Genomic DNA, 16858 nt, shown 5'->3' with positions numbered 1-16858 from the left:
AGGTGAACGGCTAATGCGTTGCCTGGCGTATACCATGGCTAGCATTGTCACGCAGATTGCGCAGGAAAGCTTCGAACATCAACAGGGACCATAAAGGTGCGCTATTGTCACGCCTGCCGGATTGGTGCTGATCGACCAGTTCTTTCAAAAAATCCATATTAAAAATACCGGTTGCCGCCATGACCGGTCCCAACACCGCGTCGCTGACGCGCTCGCGTAGCGGCCCTCTTAACCAACTTGCAACGGGAATAGAGAATCCCATTTTCGGTCTATACAAAATATCGTCAGATAAATAGTTTTGCATAGATTTTTTGAAAATGTATTTACCTTCACCAGCATGCAATTTTAAGCCCGAAGGCAGGCCAGAAACCCATTCTACAAATTGATGATCCAGCAGTGGCACTCTCACTTCTAAGGCATGCGCCATGCTGGCACGATCCACTTTAGTGAGTATGTCACCTGGCAGGTAGGTCTTCATATCGAGATATTGCACCACCGATAAAGGATCGTCAGTCGGGGCATTACGGGCATGCGCTAACATCACTTCGCTGGCGTGATAACCCTGCAAATCACGCTTAAAATTGTCGCTGAATAGGCGCGACCGCAGGCGGTCCGGCATCAAAGATACGCCCTGAAAATATCCGGGGGCCAAATCATTGGCTAAAGCTTCAAAAGTCGTTTTTGCGCGAAACATACGCGGTGCCCAGTCGGCCTTGGGATAATGCTTGCCGAGAAAGCCAAATAGCGGACGGCGCAATCCCGAGGGCAAGGCAGATCTGACTTTTTCCGTGACCACCGAATGATGATAACGTCGGTAGCCAGCAAAATTTTCATCGCCACCATCGCCAGAGAGCGCCACCGTAACGCGTTTTCTGGCTAGCTGACAAACGCGATAGGTAGGAATCGCCGAACTATCGGCATATGGCTCATCGTACAGACTGGCCAAGGTATCAATCAAGCCATAGTCGTCTTTATCCACAGTTTCACTATGGTGCTTGGTCTGGTATTGATTTGCCACTTGGGTAGCAAACACAGATTCGTCAAACTTCGGATCATTAAACGAGATAGAACAGGTATTCACCGGGGTAGAACTCAAGCCTGCCATCATTGCCACCACCGCACTAGAATCGACACCACCGGAAAGAAAACCACCCAGAGGAACGTCCGCAATCATGTGGCTACTCACGCTTTCCCGGAAGCGTGCCACCAATTCATCGGCGATCTCGGCTTCGCTAGCGGATGTGGTCGGAGTGAAAGGGATGTCCCAATATTTCTTTTGTTCTAGCGCTCTTTCACCGACTTTCAAGCTCAGCGTATGTCCCGGTGCCAGCTTGTACGCCTGACTAAAGATGGTGCGCGGCTCAGGCACATAGCCAAAGGAAAAATACTCTTCCACCGCTCGCGGATCGATTTGATGCGACAGCTCAGGCAAACACAATAAAGATTTTAACTCTGATCCAAAGGCAAAAATACCACTCGGCAACAGAGTATAAAAAAGTGGTTTGATACCCAGGCGATCACGTGCTAAAAATAGACGTTGTTGATTTCTATCCCAGATGGCAAACGCAAACATGCCGCGGAAATGTTGCACACATTGTTCACCCCATTGCTCCCACGCGTGGACAATTACCTCAGTATCACAATGCGTACTAAATCGATGACCTAGGGCGATAAGTTCTTGCATCAAACTTTGGAAATTATAAATTTCGCCGTTGAACACCACAACCACACTACGATCCTCGTTAAACAAGGGCTGCTGACCAGAGGCCAGATCGATGATGGAAAGCCGTCTGTGCCCAAAACCCAAGGCGCGCTCGGTGTATAGCCCGCCCTCTACCGGACCGCGATGAAACTGGGTTTCATTCATACGCTCGAGTAATTGGCGATCAATCTCGCGTTCGCCACTCAGATCAAACATGCCTACGATTCCGCACATGATGCCATCATCTCCTTAATTTCGTATTTTTTCAGTAAGTAGAGCATCGTACATTCCCATATAGGATGCAAGCATCGCATCAATACTATACCTATTTTCCACGCGTTTTCGCCCTGCCTGGCCGTGTTCTAAACGTAATTCCGGTGCCAGAACGTAAGCTGAAATGGCCAGCGCAAAGGCCTGCGCATCAAAGCTATGCAATTGATAGGCATCGACCAATTTGCCAGTCTCCCCATCGATCACTAATTCGGGAATCCCCCCCACTTTGGTTGACACTACGGCCAAACCTGTTGCCATCGCCTCCAATAAAACAACAGGTGTACCTTCTGCAATTGAAGTCATGGCGAACACAGAAAATGTCTGCATGAGCTGCGCAATGTCATCACGAGCGCCAGGTAACCAGACATAGTCTGCAATGCCAGCATCAACGACCTTAGTGCGCAGCACTGGCAACAAAGCACCATCACCAATAATTACCAACCTAAACGCCTCTTTTTGTTCTGGCATTAAGGCACGTAATTGAATAAACGCATCGATCAAGCCACAATGATTTTTAACATCTTGTATACGGCCGACGGTACCAATGACAAAACAATTCTCAGGAAAGTGCCGGACACGTAACCCCGCACTTTTGGTATCAGCAGGAGTAAATTTTTGTGTATCTACTCCATTTTGTATTAGACGATTTTTTGCAGCTGGCACCCGTATCGTTTGACTTAACCAACGCTTTAAATCAGAGGAAACAGGGATGAAGTAATCGACCAGTGGTATCAAACTACGTCGCAAAAAATTGTGTTTCCAATTTTTTCCTTCAGGATCTGTGGCATCGCGGCCATGCTCGGCATGCACACAAATTGGCACGCCAGCCAGACGGGCGGCTACTGTGTATTCTATGGTGGGCAGATTATAGGTGTGCAGTATGCTGGGACGCAGCTTCCTCAACAATTTCCAGATGTTCAGATGCGTTTCCAGACCTAGTCCGGGGCGTTTATTCAATGCGAAAATTGCCACATCGGAGCGCGTAATCTTTTTTGAGAATTCGGTGTAATCGGTCAGACAGACGATCGCATGTCTATACTTTTCGGCCGGCATACGATTCACACTATCGACCAACAAAGTCTCCAGTCCGCCAAAATCCAACTTATAGATCAAATGGACGACCAAAGGAATGCTCTTCATTTTGCGTTAAAGCTCTGGCTTTGATTCAATTTCAATTCTAGATTTTCCAAATTAGTTTTGAGAAAATTACGCAAAGTTTCTCGCGCCGGTTCTGGGTTATCCTGGAAGGACGCATAAAAAAACAGTGCGGCGCCATCATCACCTCGCATCAATAATTTTTCTTTTGCCTGCAACATTTTCCCTTCGTACAGGTTAACGACGGCTTGTCCGTCTATCCAATACCATTGCCAGACTAATAAAGTATCAAAGTTCCCTCTAAGACGGCTTTCCCTCACTTGCAGAACGCGCGTTCCTATACGTTCCATGCGCAACTCAGAACTTACTTCACGCCATTCATTTTCATGATGCTTGACCAATTGATTGACCGAGCTAATCAAGCCGGCGGAGCGGGCCTGATTGCGGTAGTAGCCTAGATGCATTCCTAAAACCTGGGTCTTGTTTTGATAGGCGCGATCAAGCTCGGTATGCGCGGGAAAAAAATCCGGTTTCCATTTGCTAAAGGGCGCGATTTCTTGCCAATCGCTTTGAAATTGTTCGATTTGTACCGGCGGAAAATTTTGATTGGCACGATTGATATATGCGGCATACGCCGGCCACAAACCCATGCAAACAAGTACGCTCAAGGCCGCCAGAACAATTTGCGCCACTGGTGCACTTTCGATCGCTGTCGGCGGTGTCAAAAGCGGACTGGTCGCCACTGCATCTTCGCGCCAAAAACTACCTATCCAGAACATAAAAAACATCACCAGACCAAAAAACAACCAGCCGTAAATCAGATGGTCGACACCGACCGCTAATGTCATGCCGCTAAAATGGCCTATCATGACGATCATGTAGGCGCGCAAGCCATTTGCGATGATCGGCACAATAATTGAAAATACGATGAACAACACGCGTTTATATGTAGCGCGATAAGTCAGATAGGCATACAACGAACCGAGAGTCAGCGAAGAAATCAAATACCGCAAGCCACTACAAGCCTCAACTACCGACCAACTGCCTGACGGTATAGTAAAACTATTACCTTCACGTAGTACCGGTATGCCGCTAAACTGCAAAGCAGTTACCGTAAAATTTGCCGTAAAATTAATCAATGGTGCTAGAAATATTTCGCCGAAAGGTACGGCAAAAATCAGAAAAAAAAGTGGAAAAGCCATTGCCCACGCAATGCGCCAGCCGAGTACAACCACGGCACTAAGCGCTATCATCAAGACAAACATATATTGCCGTACAACCTGAACATCCGCCAATTCAGCCAGCAACCAGGCAAATCCACAGGCCGCTAAGGCAGGTAAAAGCGGCCAACATGTCTGCGGTCGCATGCCCAGGATGAGGTCTCGTCTACGCCAGATCAACCACAAACTGATCGGCAAAATGATATAACCATGCGCAAAGGTTTCAGAAGTATTCCAGATTCCAACGATAGATTTGGCGGTACTAAAATAGACAAAAAAAGGAGCTAGCAAGGCGAAGGCAATGACGATGCTCTTCAAATAAAAAGATGATTTTGTCTGAGTCAAGGCAAACCCTTTTTTGTAAAATTTCATGCATTTATCGCATTAATATTTTATCATTATACAGGCAGAGTTAGGCGAACCGTCAACGCCTTAGCGCGTGACTTGGCTGCATTTTTGTCTCAATTTGGTCGCAGCTTATCTTCGAACAGCGCGGAACGAGAGATTAGTATTCTCACACTTAAATTTTAATTTCCTTGTGGAATTTTCGTACATTCGCCGTTATGTGACACATCACAGTATCAAGTCTCACTATGCTTCAGTTTTTGCAGATTACCGCGTAATAAGTCAAAAACTTCCCGTTCAAATTTCTCCGACTGAGTAAGCTTAACCAGCAGGCGCAGAATTGCACGGTCTTCATAACGCGTGTCAATCACACTGACACCCGCTTGCTCACAGTAACGCCGCAAACTCGATTCGTCGGCAAACTGCACCGAAAATAGGACTTCTATTTGTATTTCTATAGGGAGTAACTCTGCCAATTTGCAGGTATCAGAAATTGCCTGACCATAGGCACGAGTCAAACCGCCAGCGCCGAGTTTTATACCGCCCCAGTAGCGCACCACCACGGCCAGTACATTGAATAATTGTTTATGCACCAACACGTTGTACATGGGCTTGGCGGCGGTGCCGGATGGTTCGCCATCATCATCCAAACCAGAGTCGCCTTCGCATAACAATACCCAGCAAACGTGCACGGCATTCGGATGTTGAGCGCGTATTTCAGCTAGTTTTTCGCGAGACTCTGCACGACTGCGTACAGGATAGAGTTGGCCCAAAAATCGACTTTTCTTGATCTCGATTTCGGCATAAACAGCTGACGCAAGTTGAAACATAATGATTACTAAAGGGAAACGCCCACTAAAATATCCACGTGAGAATTTTATACAATGAAGTGCAAGCAGAATGGACTAAACCGGATGCCATATTGGCTCACCACCTGCCAGCATAAAAGTAGAGCTTAGACACCGCGCCAACGATGCGAAGGTAGATAACCAAGTCGCAGCAGCGATGTCAACCTAAAGAAATAGCAGACGAACCACAAAATCCGTCGACAAAAGTACTAAATGACTTATTGAATAATGAAATTTTCGAAGAAAATTTCGGAAACCCCGTCGTGCTCCTTCACCTCCAAAACCTTATTCACTTTTTCTTTTATTTCATCCATGACTTCTATCTTTCCGTCACCGGATTGTAGCTGACTGGCTTCTTTACTACTAAGTATCAGAATCAAGCCATGCCGTATCATGGGCATAAGTAATTTAACTTTTTCAGCAATTTCTGGGGTGGCAACTTGCAGTGTCAGTGAGACCTGCAGATATTTTTCAAAACCGGATAAATTCACAATGAAGGGTTCTAGTTTCGCTGTATTTCCAGCTGCAGGGCTAGCGCTCCCTCCACCGGAGTTTGCCATCACATCGACAGGAAAAAATATGGCGACAGCAAGCATCGCACTAAAAACAAATGCCGATAATCTAAAGCCGCGCATATAAATTTCCTATCAAATTAAGTTAGCAAGTTTTTAGACTACACAGTCAAAGGCTTATAGCGTATCCGCTTAGGTTTTGCACCTTCTTCACCTAAGCGTTTTTTCTTATCGGCTTCATATTCCTGATAATTACCGTCAAAAAAGGCGACTTGAGAATTACCCTCGAACGCCAGAATATGCGTAGCGATCCTGTCCAGGAACCAGCGATCATGCGAGATCACCATGACGCTACCGGCAAACTCCAGCAAGGCATCTTCCAGTGCGCGCAGGGTTTCGATATCCAGGTCATTTGACGGTTCATCTAGCAGCAGCACGTTACCGCCTTGCAGCAAAGTTTTTGCCAGATGCAGTCGGCCCCGTTCACCGCCAGATAAATTACCGACGATTTTTTGCTGATCACCGCCCTTGAAGTTGAAACGACCGAGATAGGCGCGCGATGGCATTTCGAAGCGGCCTACGGTCAATATATCGGCACCGTTGGCGACGTCATCAAATACAGTTTTGGTATTCGTCAGATCTTCACGTGACTGGTCGACCAGAGATATTTTTGCAGTCTGACCAAGCACCACTTCGCCACTGTCCGGCTGTTCCATTCCTTTGATCATCTTGAACAAGGTAGATTTACCGGCACCGTTAGGGCCAATGATACCGACGATGGCACCCGGAGGGATTTTAAAACTCAGATTATCGATCAGTAAACGGTCACCGAAAGCTTTGCTAACATTCTTAAATTCAATCACCTCATTACCTAAGCGTTCGGCCACTGGAATAAAGATTTCCTGGGTCTCGTTACGCTTCTGGTATTCGTGTTCGCTCATCTCATTAAATCTGGCAAGACGCGCCTTACTCTTGGCTTGTCGCGCCTTAGGATTTTGACGCGACCATTCCAGCTCTTTCTGCAGCGCTTTCTGGCGCGCCGATTCTGTCGACTCTTCCAGCTTCAAGCGTGCCTGCTTCTGATCCAGCCACGAACTGTAATTGCCCTTCCAAGGAATACCGTGACCGCGATCTAGTTCAAGTATCCATTCAGCGGCATTGTCCAGGAAGTAGCGATCATGGGTAATCGCCACGACCGTACCAGGGAAACGCAGTAAAAATTGTTCCAGCCAATCAACCGACTCCGCATCCAAATGGTTAGTAGGCTCATCGAGCAAGAGCATGTCTGGCTTGGAAAGTAAGAGTTTGCATAGGGCAACGCGACGTTTTTCACCACCGGACAACACGCCAATTTTGGCATCCCAAGGCGGCAAACGCAGCGCATCGGCCGCCATCTCCAATTGCAGTTGCACATTGTCACCAGCCGAGGTCGAGATTATTGCTTCCAATCTAGCCTGTTCGTTGGCCAGTGCGTCGAAGTCGGCGCCTTCTTCAGCATAGGCGGCATACACTTCTTCCAGTTTTGCCTGGGCTTCAAACACTTCGCCCAAAGCCGACTCCACGGCTTGACGCACGGTTTGTTCAGGATCGAGCTGCGGTTCTTGTGGCAGATAGCCGATATTCAAATTCGGCATCGGTACCGCTTCACCCTGAATATCTTTATCGATGCCTGCCATGATTTTTAACAGCGAGGATTTACCGGAACCATTCAGGCCGAGCACGCCAATTTTGGCTCCAGGAAAGAAAGAAAGCGAAATGTCTTTCAGGATCTGGCGTTTAGGCGGCACGATTTTGCCAACGCGATTCATGGTGTATACGTAGTGAGCCATTTTTGTCGATTTGTATAGTAGGAATGAAGATGATGGGAAGGATACATCAAGCGGACTAGCTTATGGGAATTCCGCGCCAAATTTGTGCTGCGCACCAATCTTGATTTAGCTCAAACCGCGTGCTGCGTTGCAGCACTACACTGGCACCGCTACTTTAAATTTAAGGAAAAGAAAATGAAAAAAATTGCATTCGCGCTCTCTTTGGCAGCTATCTGTCTGGCAGCAAATCAAGCTGCCGCGCAACAGAGCCCTTGGCAAGTACGCGCTCGCGTAGTCAACATCAGTACCGCAAACGGATCTGATCCTGTGGCGGGCGTTGGCGCATCTGACCGTATCACGGTCAGCGACAAGACAATTCCAGAAGTGGATATTTCTTACTATTTCAGCCCAAACTTGTCAGCAGAATTAATACTGACTTACCCGCAAGAGCATGATGTGATGCTCGATGGCGTGAAAATTGGTACATTCAAACACTTACCACCTACCTTGACCGCCAAATATCATTTTATGCCTGAAGCACAATTCAGTCCTTACCTTGGTGCAGGTGTCAATTACACACGGATTTCAAACGTAGATTTATTGAATGGCGCTGGCGATCTTAGTCGCAACAGCTTCGGTTTAGCGGTGCAGGCTGGCGTGGATTTCAAGTTGAGCCAAAATTGGTCTTTGAATCTGGATGTAAAAAAAGTTCAAATTCGCAGCGATGTCAGCATCAGCGGTGTCAAAGTTAGTGCCGTACAAGTCGATCCATGGTTATTCGGTGTTGGTGTCGGTTATCGCTTCTAAGTCCTTCCAAGCAAAAAAAAACCGGCTGCGGCCGGTTTTTTTTGCTTGATCACGTATGTTTGACGTTAAAAACCAAATTAACTGAAGTATTAACAGATATTTTGTTGTTAATAGTAAAATATGAGTAATGTAGCAATGTAAATAATGTGAGCAGACGTTAAAATTTGGGGTTACTCTTCAACAACCTGGGTATAAAATGACTATTCGGTTCTGCTGTCAGAGCAAAGAATCGACATCTGGTCTTTGCTATATCAGTGTGACAGAACATTTGTTGAGACTGCTTAAGCACAATACGCAGACCAAGACGCAGGCAAGTTCCTCTTAGATAGCGAGCATGGAAACAATTATTAAACATCTGGTAGAGATTACAGGGCATAGAGATCATGAGCTCCTGAATATTTCCGTCATTTCCGCATTGCGTGAATTAACACATGCCGAACAGGCGCGCGTCTTAGATATTTTGGTTTCTGGGCAACAAATTTTCGTTAAACCGCGTATCTCGTTTGAAAATGAGAAATTGATAGTCGCCGACGATGGACTTGGCGTCAACAACAACGGTGAACTGATTTCGACTTTTCCAGATTTACAAAAAGGAATTGCGGAACATCAAAATGTGATCGAGAACGTGGACGCACACGGTACGCGCACGGTCTGGTTACCCATCTGGATGAATGACAAAGTCCATACTTGCCTGGAAATCGTCAATCCGACGACTTACAACCAAAATACCAAAGAAGTCATGGATGGTATTTTGATCGTGTATCGTAATTTCCAAAATCTACTCGATTATAGTGAGCGCGATTCATTAACTGGTTTATTGAACCGCAAAACCTTCGACGATAATTTTTCAAAAATTTTACGTACTTCGGCGCTTGCCGGCGCATCCGCTGACAGTGCCCGTACCGACCCTGAGCGGCGTCATGATGAAACTGAAAAACAGCACTGGTTAGCAGTGTTGGACATCGACCACTTCAAACGTGTCAACGATCAATTCGGTCACTTATATGGCGATGAAGTACTGATTTTGATCGCCAATCTATTGCGCTCTTCATTCCGCCCTAGCGATAAATTATTCCGTTTTGGCGGTGAAGAATTCGTTATTTTGTTACGTTCCACTTCATTAGAAGACGCCAAACATATTTTTGAGCGTTTCCGTGAAAATGTAGCGCATTACGACTTTCCGCAAGTGGGCACCGTCACGGTCAGTATGGGGTTTGTGCAGATCAACCCTTTCGAACCTGCAGTCGGCATCATAGGACGGGCCGATCAAGCTCTGTATTTTGCCAAAAGCAGTGGCAGAAACAAAACCTGCTATTACGACGAGTTAGTGGAAAACGGAGATTTAAAAATTGAACATTCCAACGATGACGTGGAATTTTTTTAGATCTTTCTTACATAGACCCGATAAAAAAATGGCTCCTGCAAGGAGCCATTTTTTTCGATTAGTGCACCGCGCGTTTGACGCCCGCCATCAAGATTCCTGCCAACATCAATAAACTGCCAGAGGCACGATTGCTGGTTTTAACAAATTTGGCATTCGCAGTAAATTTTTGCGTTTTACTGCCCAACCAGGCATAAAAACTATACGTCATCGCATCCAAGCCTATGCAGGTGCTGCCGTAAATTAACATTTGCTGACCGATTGGTTTGCCTGGGTCTATAAATTGCGGTAGCAACGCGACAAAATACAGCAAGGCCTTGGGGTTAGACAACTCGACGATGACGGCATTCCAAAAAGCCGCCCAGCCCTGTATCGCCACGTTCGGTTCACTACTGACCGAGAATGCGCTGCCTTTGCTGAGTATCGTGGAAATACCCAGATAAAACAGATACGCCACACCGGCCCACTTGATGATGGAAAACAAATTGCTACTGGCGACGATCAAGGCCGCAATCCCGGTCGCCGACAAGGCGAAATACAGGGCATTGGCCAGCGCGATTCCGGCAATCGCCCAGTACGAGCGGCGCATACCGTTTGACATGCCTTGCGCCACAATCAACAGCGCAGCGGGGCCAGGGGTCAGGCAAATCACGCCGGTGGTTACAATAAAAATAAAATAGGCTTCCCAGCTCATGGCAGGCTCCAGAAAAAAAATTAATAAAAGTAGGACTCAATACCGCTAGTTACGCTTACCCATGCTCGTCAACAGGCTTGCGTGCCAGAGTAATCAACAACACACTGGCCAAAATAATCGCCATCGCCAGCATCGCGCGCGGAGCGACCGTCTCGCCAGCCAGCAAGACCCCAAGTGCCACCGCGATCACTGGATTCACATAGGCATAGCTAGAGGCCAATGCCGGTCTCACCTTAGAGAGCAAATACATATAGGCAGTGAAGGCCAGTAAAGAACCCGCCACCACCAGGTAAGACCAGGCAAAAAACGCCGGCAGAGTAATCGGGGCATTAAAATTTTCGCCCCTGGCGAAACCTATGACACATAAAAAAGCACCACCAAGTAGCATTTCGCTGGCAAAGCCCATGGCACCCGGCGCTAAATGTAGTTTTTTTTGCGACAGGACAGAACCCAGATCCCAGCAAATAATTGCGCCCAATAGCGCCATCATGCCTAGCGGTTGGGCCGATAATTCCGCCGTGCCACTGAGCAGCAGGGCACCGCAAAAACCGGTCAAAATTCCTAGCCATTCGCGCTTATTCGGCCAAACCCCGAACATGCCGGCACACAAGGACATAATCATCGGTGAACAGGCGATAAACACCGCCGTCATGCCGGAAGACACATATTGCTGCCCGACCGCAGTCAAACCCATACCGCCACCGAGCAAGAGTACGCCGACGATGCCGGCATCCCGCCATTGCCGGCGCGTCGGATAGTCAGTGCCACGCCATTTCAAATAAGCAAACAGCAAGGAACCGGCTACTAAAAAACGACTCCCCATCAATAAAAACGGGGGAAACGATTGCAGAGCTACGTGAATCGCAAAATAGGTTGAGCCCCAGACGATATACACAGTCAGTAAAGCGAATAAGACATAGCGAGGAAGTGCGCGCATAAAAAGTAAGGCAATTAATGTCAAATAAAGGAGACTAGTGTATGCGGTCGCATCTGATTTTTAAATAGATAACCCAAGGAAAATGAGGTACATTACCTTGGTATCAATCGAAAATAAGGCAAATTTCAATGAAACTAGATTTAGACTTGATGGATGCAAAAATCCTCGATATTTTGCAAGCCGATGCCCGTGTGACCTTGACCGAGATCGGCAGGCGCATCCACCTGAGCCAGCCAGCAGTGGCAGAACGCGTTAAACGCATGGAAGCGGCCAAGGTGATTACCGGCTATCACGCCAGGGTCAATCCGGAAGCCTTGGGTTACAACATCACTGCCTTTGTACGCATCGCTGGACGTACTGAATATCAGGCGGTGGCCGCCATGGCCGAAAAAATGCCGGAAGTCATAGAGTGTCATTCGATTACGGGTGACGATTGCAGTATCGTCAAAGTAGTGGTGCCTTCGGTGCGCGAACTGGAACGCATCCTGGTCGATCTGACGCGCTGCGGTGCCACCTCGACCTCGCTGATTTTGTCCTCGACATTAGAACGTCGCGCGCTCAAACCTGTGCTCGAATAAGCGATCAGACACGCCATGGAACTACGCCAACTCCGTTATTTTGTCGCGATCCTTGACCACGGCTCGCTCTCGCGCGCGGCCAAGGTCTTGCATATTGTGCAGCCTGCGTTGAGCCAGCAATTGCAACTACTGGAAGAAGAACTCGGTGCTAGCCTGATGCATAGATCGGCACAGGGCATGCAGGCCACCGATGCCGGGAAAATTTTCTACCAGCATGCGCACGCCATCCTCAAGCAAGTTAATGACGCCAAATCTGCCGTGACGCAATCAACTGATGCGCCCAGCGGAACAGTGGCGCTAGGCATACCGCAGAGCGCCTCGGGGGCATTGGCGTTTCCTTTGCTCACTGCAGTGAGGACGAAATATCCTGACATCGTCTTTCAGTTGACCGAAGAATTAACCGGGCACCTGAGCGAGCAATTGCGATCCGGTCGCCTCAATTTTGCAATCCTGTTTGATGACGGACAGTTGGCCGGACTCAACAGCAGACCCATGGTCGAAGAAGAGATGATGTACATCACGCGCGCCGACTCGCAATTTTCCGGCAAAAGAAAATCTATATCCTTGGCAAAGGCGCTGCAATCGCCCTTAATTTTGCCTAGTCTGCAGCATGGTGTCAGACCGCGCATAGAGAGCCAGTTAAGGCAGGCCGGGCTGCAATTGGCGCAGGATCAGGTGATAGATATTACCTCGATCGCGATTTTGAAATCGGCAATTATGGCCGACATGGGTGCCACCATCTTGCCGGTCTCACCGTTTCTGGCTGAGCTAGAGCGCGGCGAAATGCGTGCCTTGCCGATTTCTGGGATACACCTGTCGCGTACCGTGGTGCTGTGCTCATCGAAGAATATTCCCCTGACCAATGCCGCACTAGCAATAGAGAAACTGGTCTTGGATGTGAGCCATGAATTGTGTAGCAGCGGTCGCTGGCTAGGTGCGCGCAGCATGAGGCCTTAAGCCACACAGCGTGCGAACTTTTTAAAAACTGAGCTTCTAATGCACATTATGTTCAAGAATTTTTTCAAGCACCGCATCCGTAACGCGATCGCCCTAGGCTGGCTGATATTCTGGAGTCTGATGATCGCGGTCGCCCTGCAAGAACATCTGCGCAATGGTGGCAAGACCATCTGGGAACCGATATTTTGGGAATCTTCCTCAGCCATAGTCGGCACGTTTTTATTACTGATGCAGAGGCGACTGCTCACCAATCGTCAGTTATTACAAACACCGATACGTTGGTTTCTGGCGCAGTTGGCGGTGCTGCCTGTGATTTGCGTGCTGTTTGTTGCCATCGTTTTTGCGATTCGACATGCCGTCTATTTGGCCTTAGGGCTGGTCTATCAACATGCTAGCTGGGGCAAGTTATTTCTGTATGAATCTAGCAAACTAGGGATGTTTCTCGGTATATTTTATGTTGTCATCTTCGGGATTCAAGCGTATGCCGCTTTACTCGAAGAAAAGAAAAATTCAGAAAAATCACAAAGCTTATTGCGGCAGGCGCAGATGCATAGATTGACGCAGCAGATGCAACCTCACTTTTTGTTTAATGCACTTAATACGGTGTCGTCCCTGATGTATTCCGACCTGAAGCTAGCGGACACGGCCCTGACGCAAATCGCCGATTTACTACGAGGCACGCTGGAGTTAGATGAACAAACCGAGATCCCTCTGTCGCATGAGCTACGTCTATTGCAGGCCTACGCCAAACTCATGAGTCTGCGATTTGTCGATAGAGTGGAAATAAGCTGGGAGATCGCGGACCAGACCTTAACTTGTAAAGTTCCCGTCATGTGCTTGCAAACCTTATTAGAGAATAGTTTTAAACATACGGTAGAACGACGTTCGCAACTGACGCGTATCCGCATTGCTGCGCATTTAACCAGCACGAGCGCAAATGCGCGGCAGCTGGTACTCAGCGTAGAAGACGATGCCGGCGTACTCGGCGACATCATGGCGCCTACATCGCAAACGAGCGGTATAGGCCTAAACAATTTAAGACTACGTCTGAGCGCTCTGTATCAGGAACAGGCAACGCTACAGATTAGCCAACTGCTACCCGCCGGAGTCAGAACCGAATTACGCTTGCCATGCTGAGGACAGGATGAAAATACTCATAGTCGATGATGAACGTCCGGCACGCGACAAACTGCGCCGTCTGCTCAGCGAGCAGGCCGATGTCAGCCATATCGCCGAAGCACGCGATGGCACAGAAGCTTTGCAAGCGATACGCGAACAGCGGCCTGATCTGGTGTTCCTGGATGTGCAAATGCCAGAGTTAGATGGAATCAGCGTCGCCTCACAATTATCCGCGCCTTGTCCCTTGATCATTTTCGTCACCGCCTATGATCAGTACGCCTTACAAGCTTTTGATGCCAACGCCATCGACTATCTGATGAAACCGTATGACGAGGCACGCTTTCTGCGCGCTCTACAAAAAGCGCGTGCCCGGCTGCAAACACCAACGGCGACACCAGATCATTTGCTCAGCAATGATAGAGGCCGGGTACAAGTCATCAAACTGCTTGACATCTTGTGGCTGGAGGCAGCCGATAATTACGTCCTGGTACATACCGTCAGCGCCCAGCATATGTTGCGCCTGACCCTGAGCGGACTATTAGAAAAACTCGGCAGCGGCTTTGTCCGTTGTCACCGGCGTTATCTGGTGCAATTGTGCTACATAGAGCAACTCATACCGACACAAAAAGGCGATGCAGAGCTGATCATCCGTGGCGCCAAGCGCCTGCCTTGTAGCCGTCAGTACCGCAGCGCAGTGCTCGATTATTTGAAACTTGAACACTAACTTATTCACTTAATTAATCACTGAGTTGATCACGAGATTTTTACCGAAATAAGCCAAGCAATCCGGCTCGCCCCATCCCAAGCCCGCTTCGCCACAATTTGATGGCAAGCCCGGCCCCGTGCGCGTAGTCTCAGCCCTATCGTTCACTACCCGAAGCCATCATGTCTGATTCATCCATCGCAGCGATCTCGCAACACGCCAGCGCCAGCGAGCGCCTATATTTTTTGGACTGGGTCCGCATCATCGCCTTCTTCTTACTCATTGTTTACCACGTCGGTATGTATTACGTAGGTGAAGACTGGCATGTGAATAGCCAGCATGCCAGTGACGCCATCAAACCGCTGATGCTATTGAGTTCGCCGTGGCGCTTAGGCCTCTTGTTTCTGGTGTCGGGGGTGGCATCATCCTTTATGCTGGAGAAGTTAAGCGCAATAAAATTTGCATGGCTAAGAAGTAGCCGTTTATTCCCGCCTTTATTGTTTGGCATGCTAGTCATCGTGCCGCCGCAGACTTATTTTGAAGTCATAGAGAAGCTTGCCTACCCCGGTAGTTACCTAGACTTCATGAAGCTGTATCTGAGCGGCTATCATGGTTTTTGCAAGGATGGCTGCCTGATTTTACCGACCTGGAATCACCTCTGGTTTGTCGCCTATCTGTGGGTATATAGTCTGGCGCTGGGCTTATTCATTGCGCTTAAGCCGTCGTGGTTTTCTGCTCTGCGCAACAGTTTAATTAAGCACTTACACGGCTGGCGCATCATCGTGCTGCCTATCGCCTATCTGGCGCTGATACGCTTAACTCTGCTCAGTTATTTTCCTACTACCCATGCCCTGGTCGATGACTGGTTTAATCACGCCAACTACCTCTCGCTATTTCTGTTTGGCGCCTTGATCGCGCCCTCGGACAAGTTCTGGCAACAGGTGGCGCAACTACGCTGGCCTAGTCTAGTAATCGCACTGGCCGCCTGGATTTTTCTGATTAGTTACTACGCCTATTTCAACGATGTGCGCCCGGTTCCCGACTGGTTTCGCTTATTTCAGCGCGGCATATGGGTGAGCTTGGAATGGACGGCAATACTGGCAGCTTGCGGCTTTGCCCGCATCCATCTGCAAAAAGACCATGCGGCGCGCCGATATCTTACACTGGCGGTGTTCCCTGTGTACATATTTCACCAGACCGTGATCGTGATGTTGGCACATAGTCTGAAGCCCTTGAATTTGCCCGCCATACCGGAGGCAATATTTTTAATCATTGCGACCGTCTTACTGTCTTTTACCGGCTTTGAAATAGTCAGACGCAGCGCAATATTAAGACCTTTGTTTGGACTAGCCATGCAGGAAAAGAAGCCATCGATCCTGCATATGAAGTTGATGCCAAAATAAATTTAGGCACCTAGCCCAGCGCGCATATCCCATGCGCCTTGGCGGGCAGGCAGGCTGGAGACCCGCATGGAATATGCGCGCTGGCAGGGGGGGCGGTTTAAAGCAAATTTTCCGTCGCCATCAAAGCCTATAGGTTTTCATGATAGGCCTATAAAAATTTCATATTTTTACTATTTCGCGGCTAGGCTTACACTGTATTCACAGCAGATTTCAAAGGAGTCGAGAAAGCGCTGCAGCGATATTTCGAAAGCTTTCTTTGATGCCATCCAGTCGGTTCAAGTTCGCACAACTAGCGGGAGAAAAGCCTTATCACTAAAACTCCAGCTCCGCTGGCGACTCGATTTTGAGCAAGAATTGGACTAAAATGGCTGCTATCACAGCCACCGCAATGAGAGCCTAACTCTGATACCTCAGTCTAGGCTCTGAGCAAAATTGTTTCTTACCGGATACAGCCCATGCTCTTTGCACACTAAATT

The 16858-nt window shown here is 48.3% G+C and carries 16 protein-coding genes; 8 read left to right on the top strand and 8 right to left on the bottom strand.

Annotation, left to right across the window (positions count from 1 at the left end; translation table 11 throughout):
* Positions 1–10 precede the first annotated feature (10 nt).
* The 6 genes from ACO0K8_RS06945 to ettA all read right to left on the bottom strand — a co-directional run bounded on the left by ACO0K8_RS06945 (position 11) and on the right by ettA (position 7824).
* On the bottom strand, positions 11–1936 hold the full coding sequence (locus tag ACO0K8_RS06945) for an XrtA/PEP-CTERM system amidotransferase (protein ID WP_422945923.1): 1926 nt from the start codon (positions 1934–1936) through the stop codon (positions 11–13).
* Positions 1937–1951: 15 nt separating this feature from the next.
* Complete coding sequence (locus ACO0K8_RS06940; RefSeq protein WP_422945922.1) at positions 1952–3115, bottom strand: TIGR03088 family PEP-CTERM/XrtA system glycosyltransferase; 1164 nt, start codon at positions 3113–3115, stop codon at positions 1952–1954.
* Positions 3112–4662, bottom strand: a complete 1551-nt coding sequence (gene xrtA / locus ACO0K8_RS06935) for an exosortase A (protein WP_422945921.1) — start codon at positions 4660–4662, stop codon at positions 3112–3114. The genes ACO0K8_RS06940 and xrtA overlap by 4 nt, the downstream gene beginning before the upstream one ends.
* A gap of 209 nt (positions 4663–4871) precedes the next feature.
* On the bottom strand, positions 4872–5465 hold the full coding sequence (locus ACO0K8_RS06930; RefSeq protein WP_422945920.1) for an IMPACT family protein: 594 nt from the start codon (positions 5463–5465) through the stop codon (positions 4872–4874).
* Between the two features lie 236 nt (positions 5466–5701).
* Positions 5702–6118 carry a flagellar basal body-associated FliL family protein gene (locus tag ACO0K8_RS06925; RefSeq protein ID WP_422945919.1) on the bottom strand — a complete coding sequence of 139 codons (417 nt, stop codon included), beginning with the start codon at positions 6116–6118 and terminating at the stop codon, positions 5702–5704.
* A 38-nt stretch (positions 6119–6156) separates the two neighbouring features.
* Positions 6157–7824 carry an energy-dependent translational throttle protein EttA gene (ettA, locus tag ACO0K8_RS06920; RefSeq protein ID WP_422945918.1) on the bottom strand — a complete coding sequence of 556 codons (1668 nt, stop codon included), beginning with the start codon at positions 7822–7824 and terminating at the stop codon, positions 6157–6159.
* 174 nt (positions 7825–7998) lie between these two features.
* Between ettA and ACO0K8_RS06915 the strand changes: the two genes are divergently transcribed.
* Entirely contained in the window at positions 7999–8610 is a 612-nt protein-coding gene (locus ACO0K8_RS06915; protein WP_422945917.1) for an OmpW/AlkL family protein, read from the top strand.
* Between the two features lie 334 nt (positions 8611–8944).
* Positions 8945–9994, top strand: a complete 1050-nt coding sequence (locus ACO0K8_RS06910; protein WP_422945916.1) for a GGDEF domain-containing protein — start codon at positions 8945–8947, stop codon at positions 9992–9994.
* A 58-nt stretch (positions 9995–10052) separates the two neighbouring features.
* On the opposite strand, the gene ACO0K8_RS06905 is transcribed toward ACO0K8_RS06910, so the two are convergent.
* Together ACO0K8_RS06905 and yedA are read right to left on the bottom strand one after the other, a co-directional pair.
* The gene (locus ACO0K8_RS06905; RefSeq protein ID WP_422945915.1) at positions 10053–10685 is read right to left on the bottom strand and encodes a LysE family translocator; all 633 of its coding nucleotides are present in this window, start codon (positions 10683–10685) and stop codon (positions 10053–10055) included.
* A 55-nt stretch (positions 10686–10740) separates the two neighbouring features.
* Complete coding sequence (gene yedA, locus ACO0K8_RS06900; protein WP_422945914.1) at positions 10741–11622, bottom strand: drug/metabolite exporter YedA; 882 nt, start codon at positions 11620–11622, stop codon at positions 10741–10743.
* Positions 11623–11750: 128 nt separating this feature from the next.
* Between yedA and ACO0K8_RS06895 the strand changes: the two genes are divergently transcribed.
* The 6 genes from ACO0K8_RS06895 to ACO0K8_RS06870 all read left to right on the top strand — a co-directional run bounded on the left by ACO0K8_RS06895 (position 11751) and on the right by ACO0K8_RS06870 (position 16745).
* Positions 11751–12200, top strand: coding sequence for an Lrp/AsnC family transcriptional regulator (locus ACO0K8_RS06895; RefSeq protein WP_422945913.1), 450 nt, complete (start codon positions 11751–11753; stop codon positions 12198–12200).
* Positions 12201–12215: 15 nt separating this feature from the next.
* Positions 12216–13157 carry a LysR substrate-binding domain-containing protein gene (locus ACO0K8_RS06890; RefSeq protein WP_422945912.1) on the top strand — a complete coding sequence of 314 codons (942 nt, stop codon included), beginning with the start codon at positions 12216–12218 and terminating at the stop codon, positions 13155–13157.
* Between the two features lie 48 nt (positions 13158–13205).
* Entirely contained in the window at positions 13206–14294 is a 1089-nt protein-coding gene (locus ACO0K8_RS06885; RefSeq protein ID WP_422945911.1) for a sensor histidine kinase, read from the top strand.
* Positions 14295–14301: 7 nt separating this feature from the next.
* Positions 14302–15000 (top strand): LytR/AlgR family response regulator transcription factor, encoded by a 699-nt coding sequence (locus tag ACO0K8_RS06880; protein ID WP_422945910.1) that lies wholly within the window; start codon positions 14302–14304, stop codon positions 14998–15000.
* 161 nt (positions 15001–15161) lie between these two features.
* Positions 15162–16382, top strand: a complete 1221-nt coding sequence (locus ACO0K8_RS06875; protein WP_422945909.1) for an acyltransferase family protein — start codon at positions 15162–15164, stop codon at positions 16380–16382.
* 66 nt (positions 16383–16448) lie between these two features.
* Positions 16449–16745: a hypothetical protein gene (locus ACO0K8_RS06870; RefSeq protein ID WP_422945908.1), complete on the top strand. Its 297-nt coding sequence runs from the start codon at positions 16449–16451 to the stop codon at positions 16743–16745.
* Positions 16746–16858: the final 113 nt, after the last annotated feature.

Source organism: Undibacterium sp. Ren11W (assembly GCF_049340485.1).
Lineage (GTDB): Bacteria > Pseudomonadota > Gammaproteobacteria > Burkholderiales > Burkholderiaceae_D > Undibacterium.
This window is presented reverse-complemented; position numbering and strand designations above follow the sequence as displayed.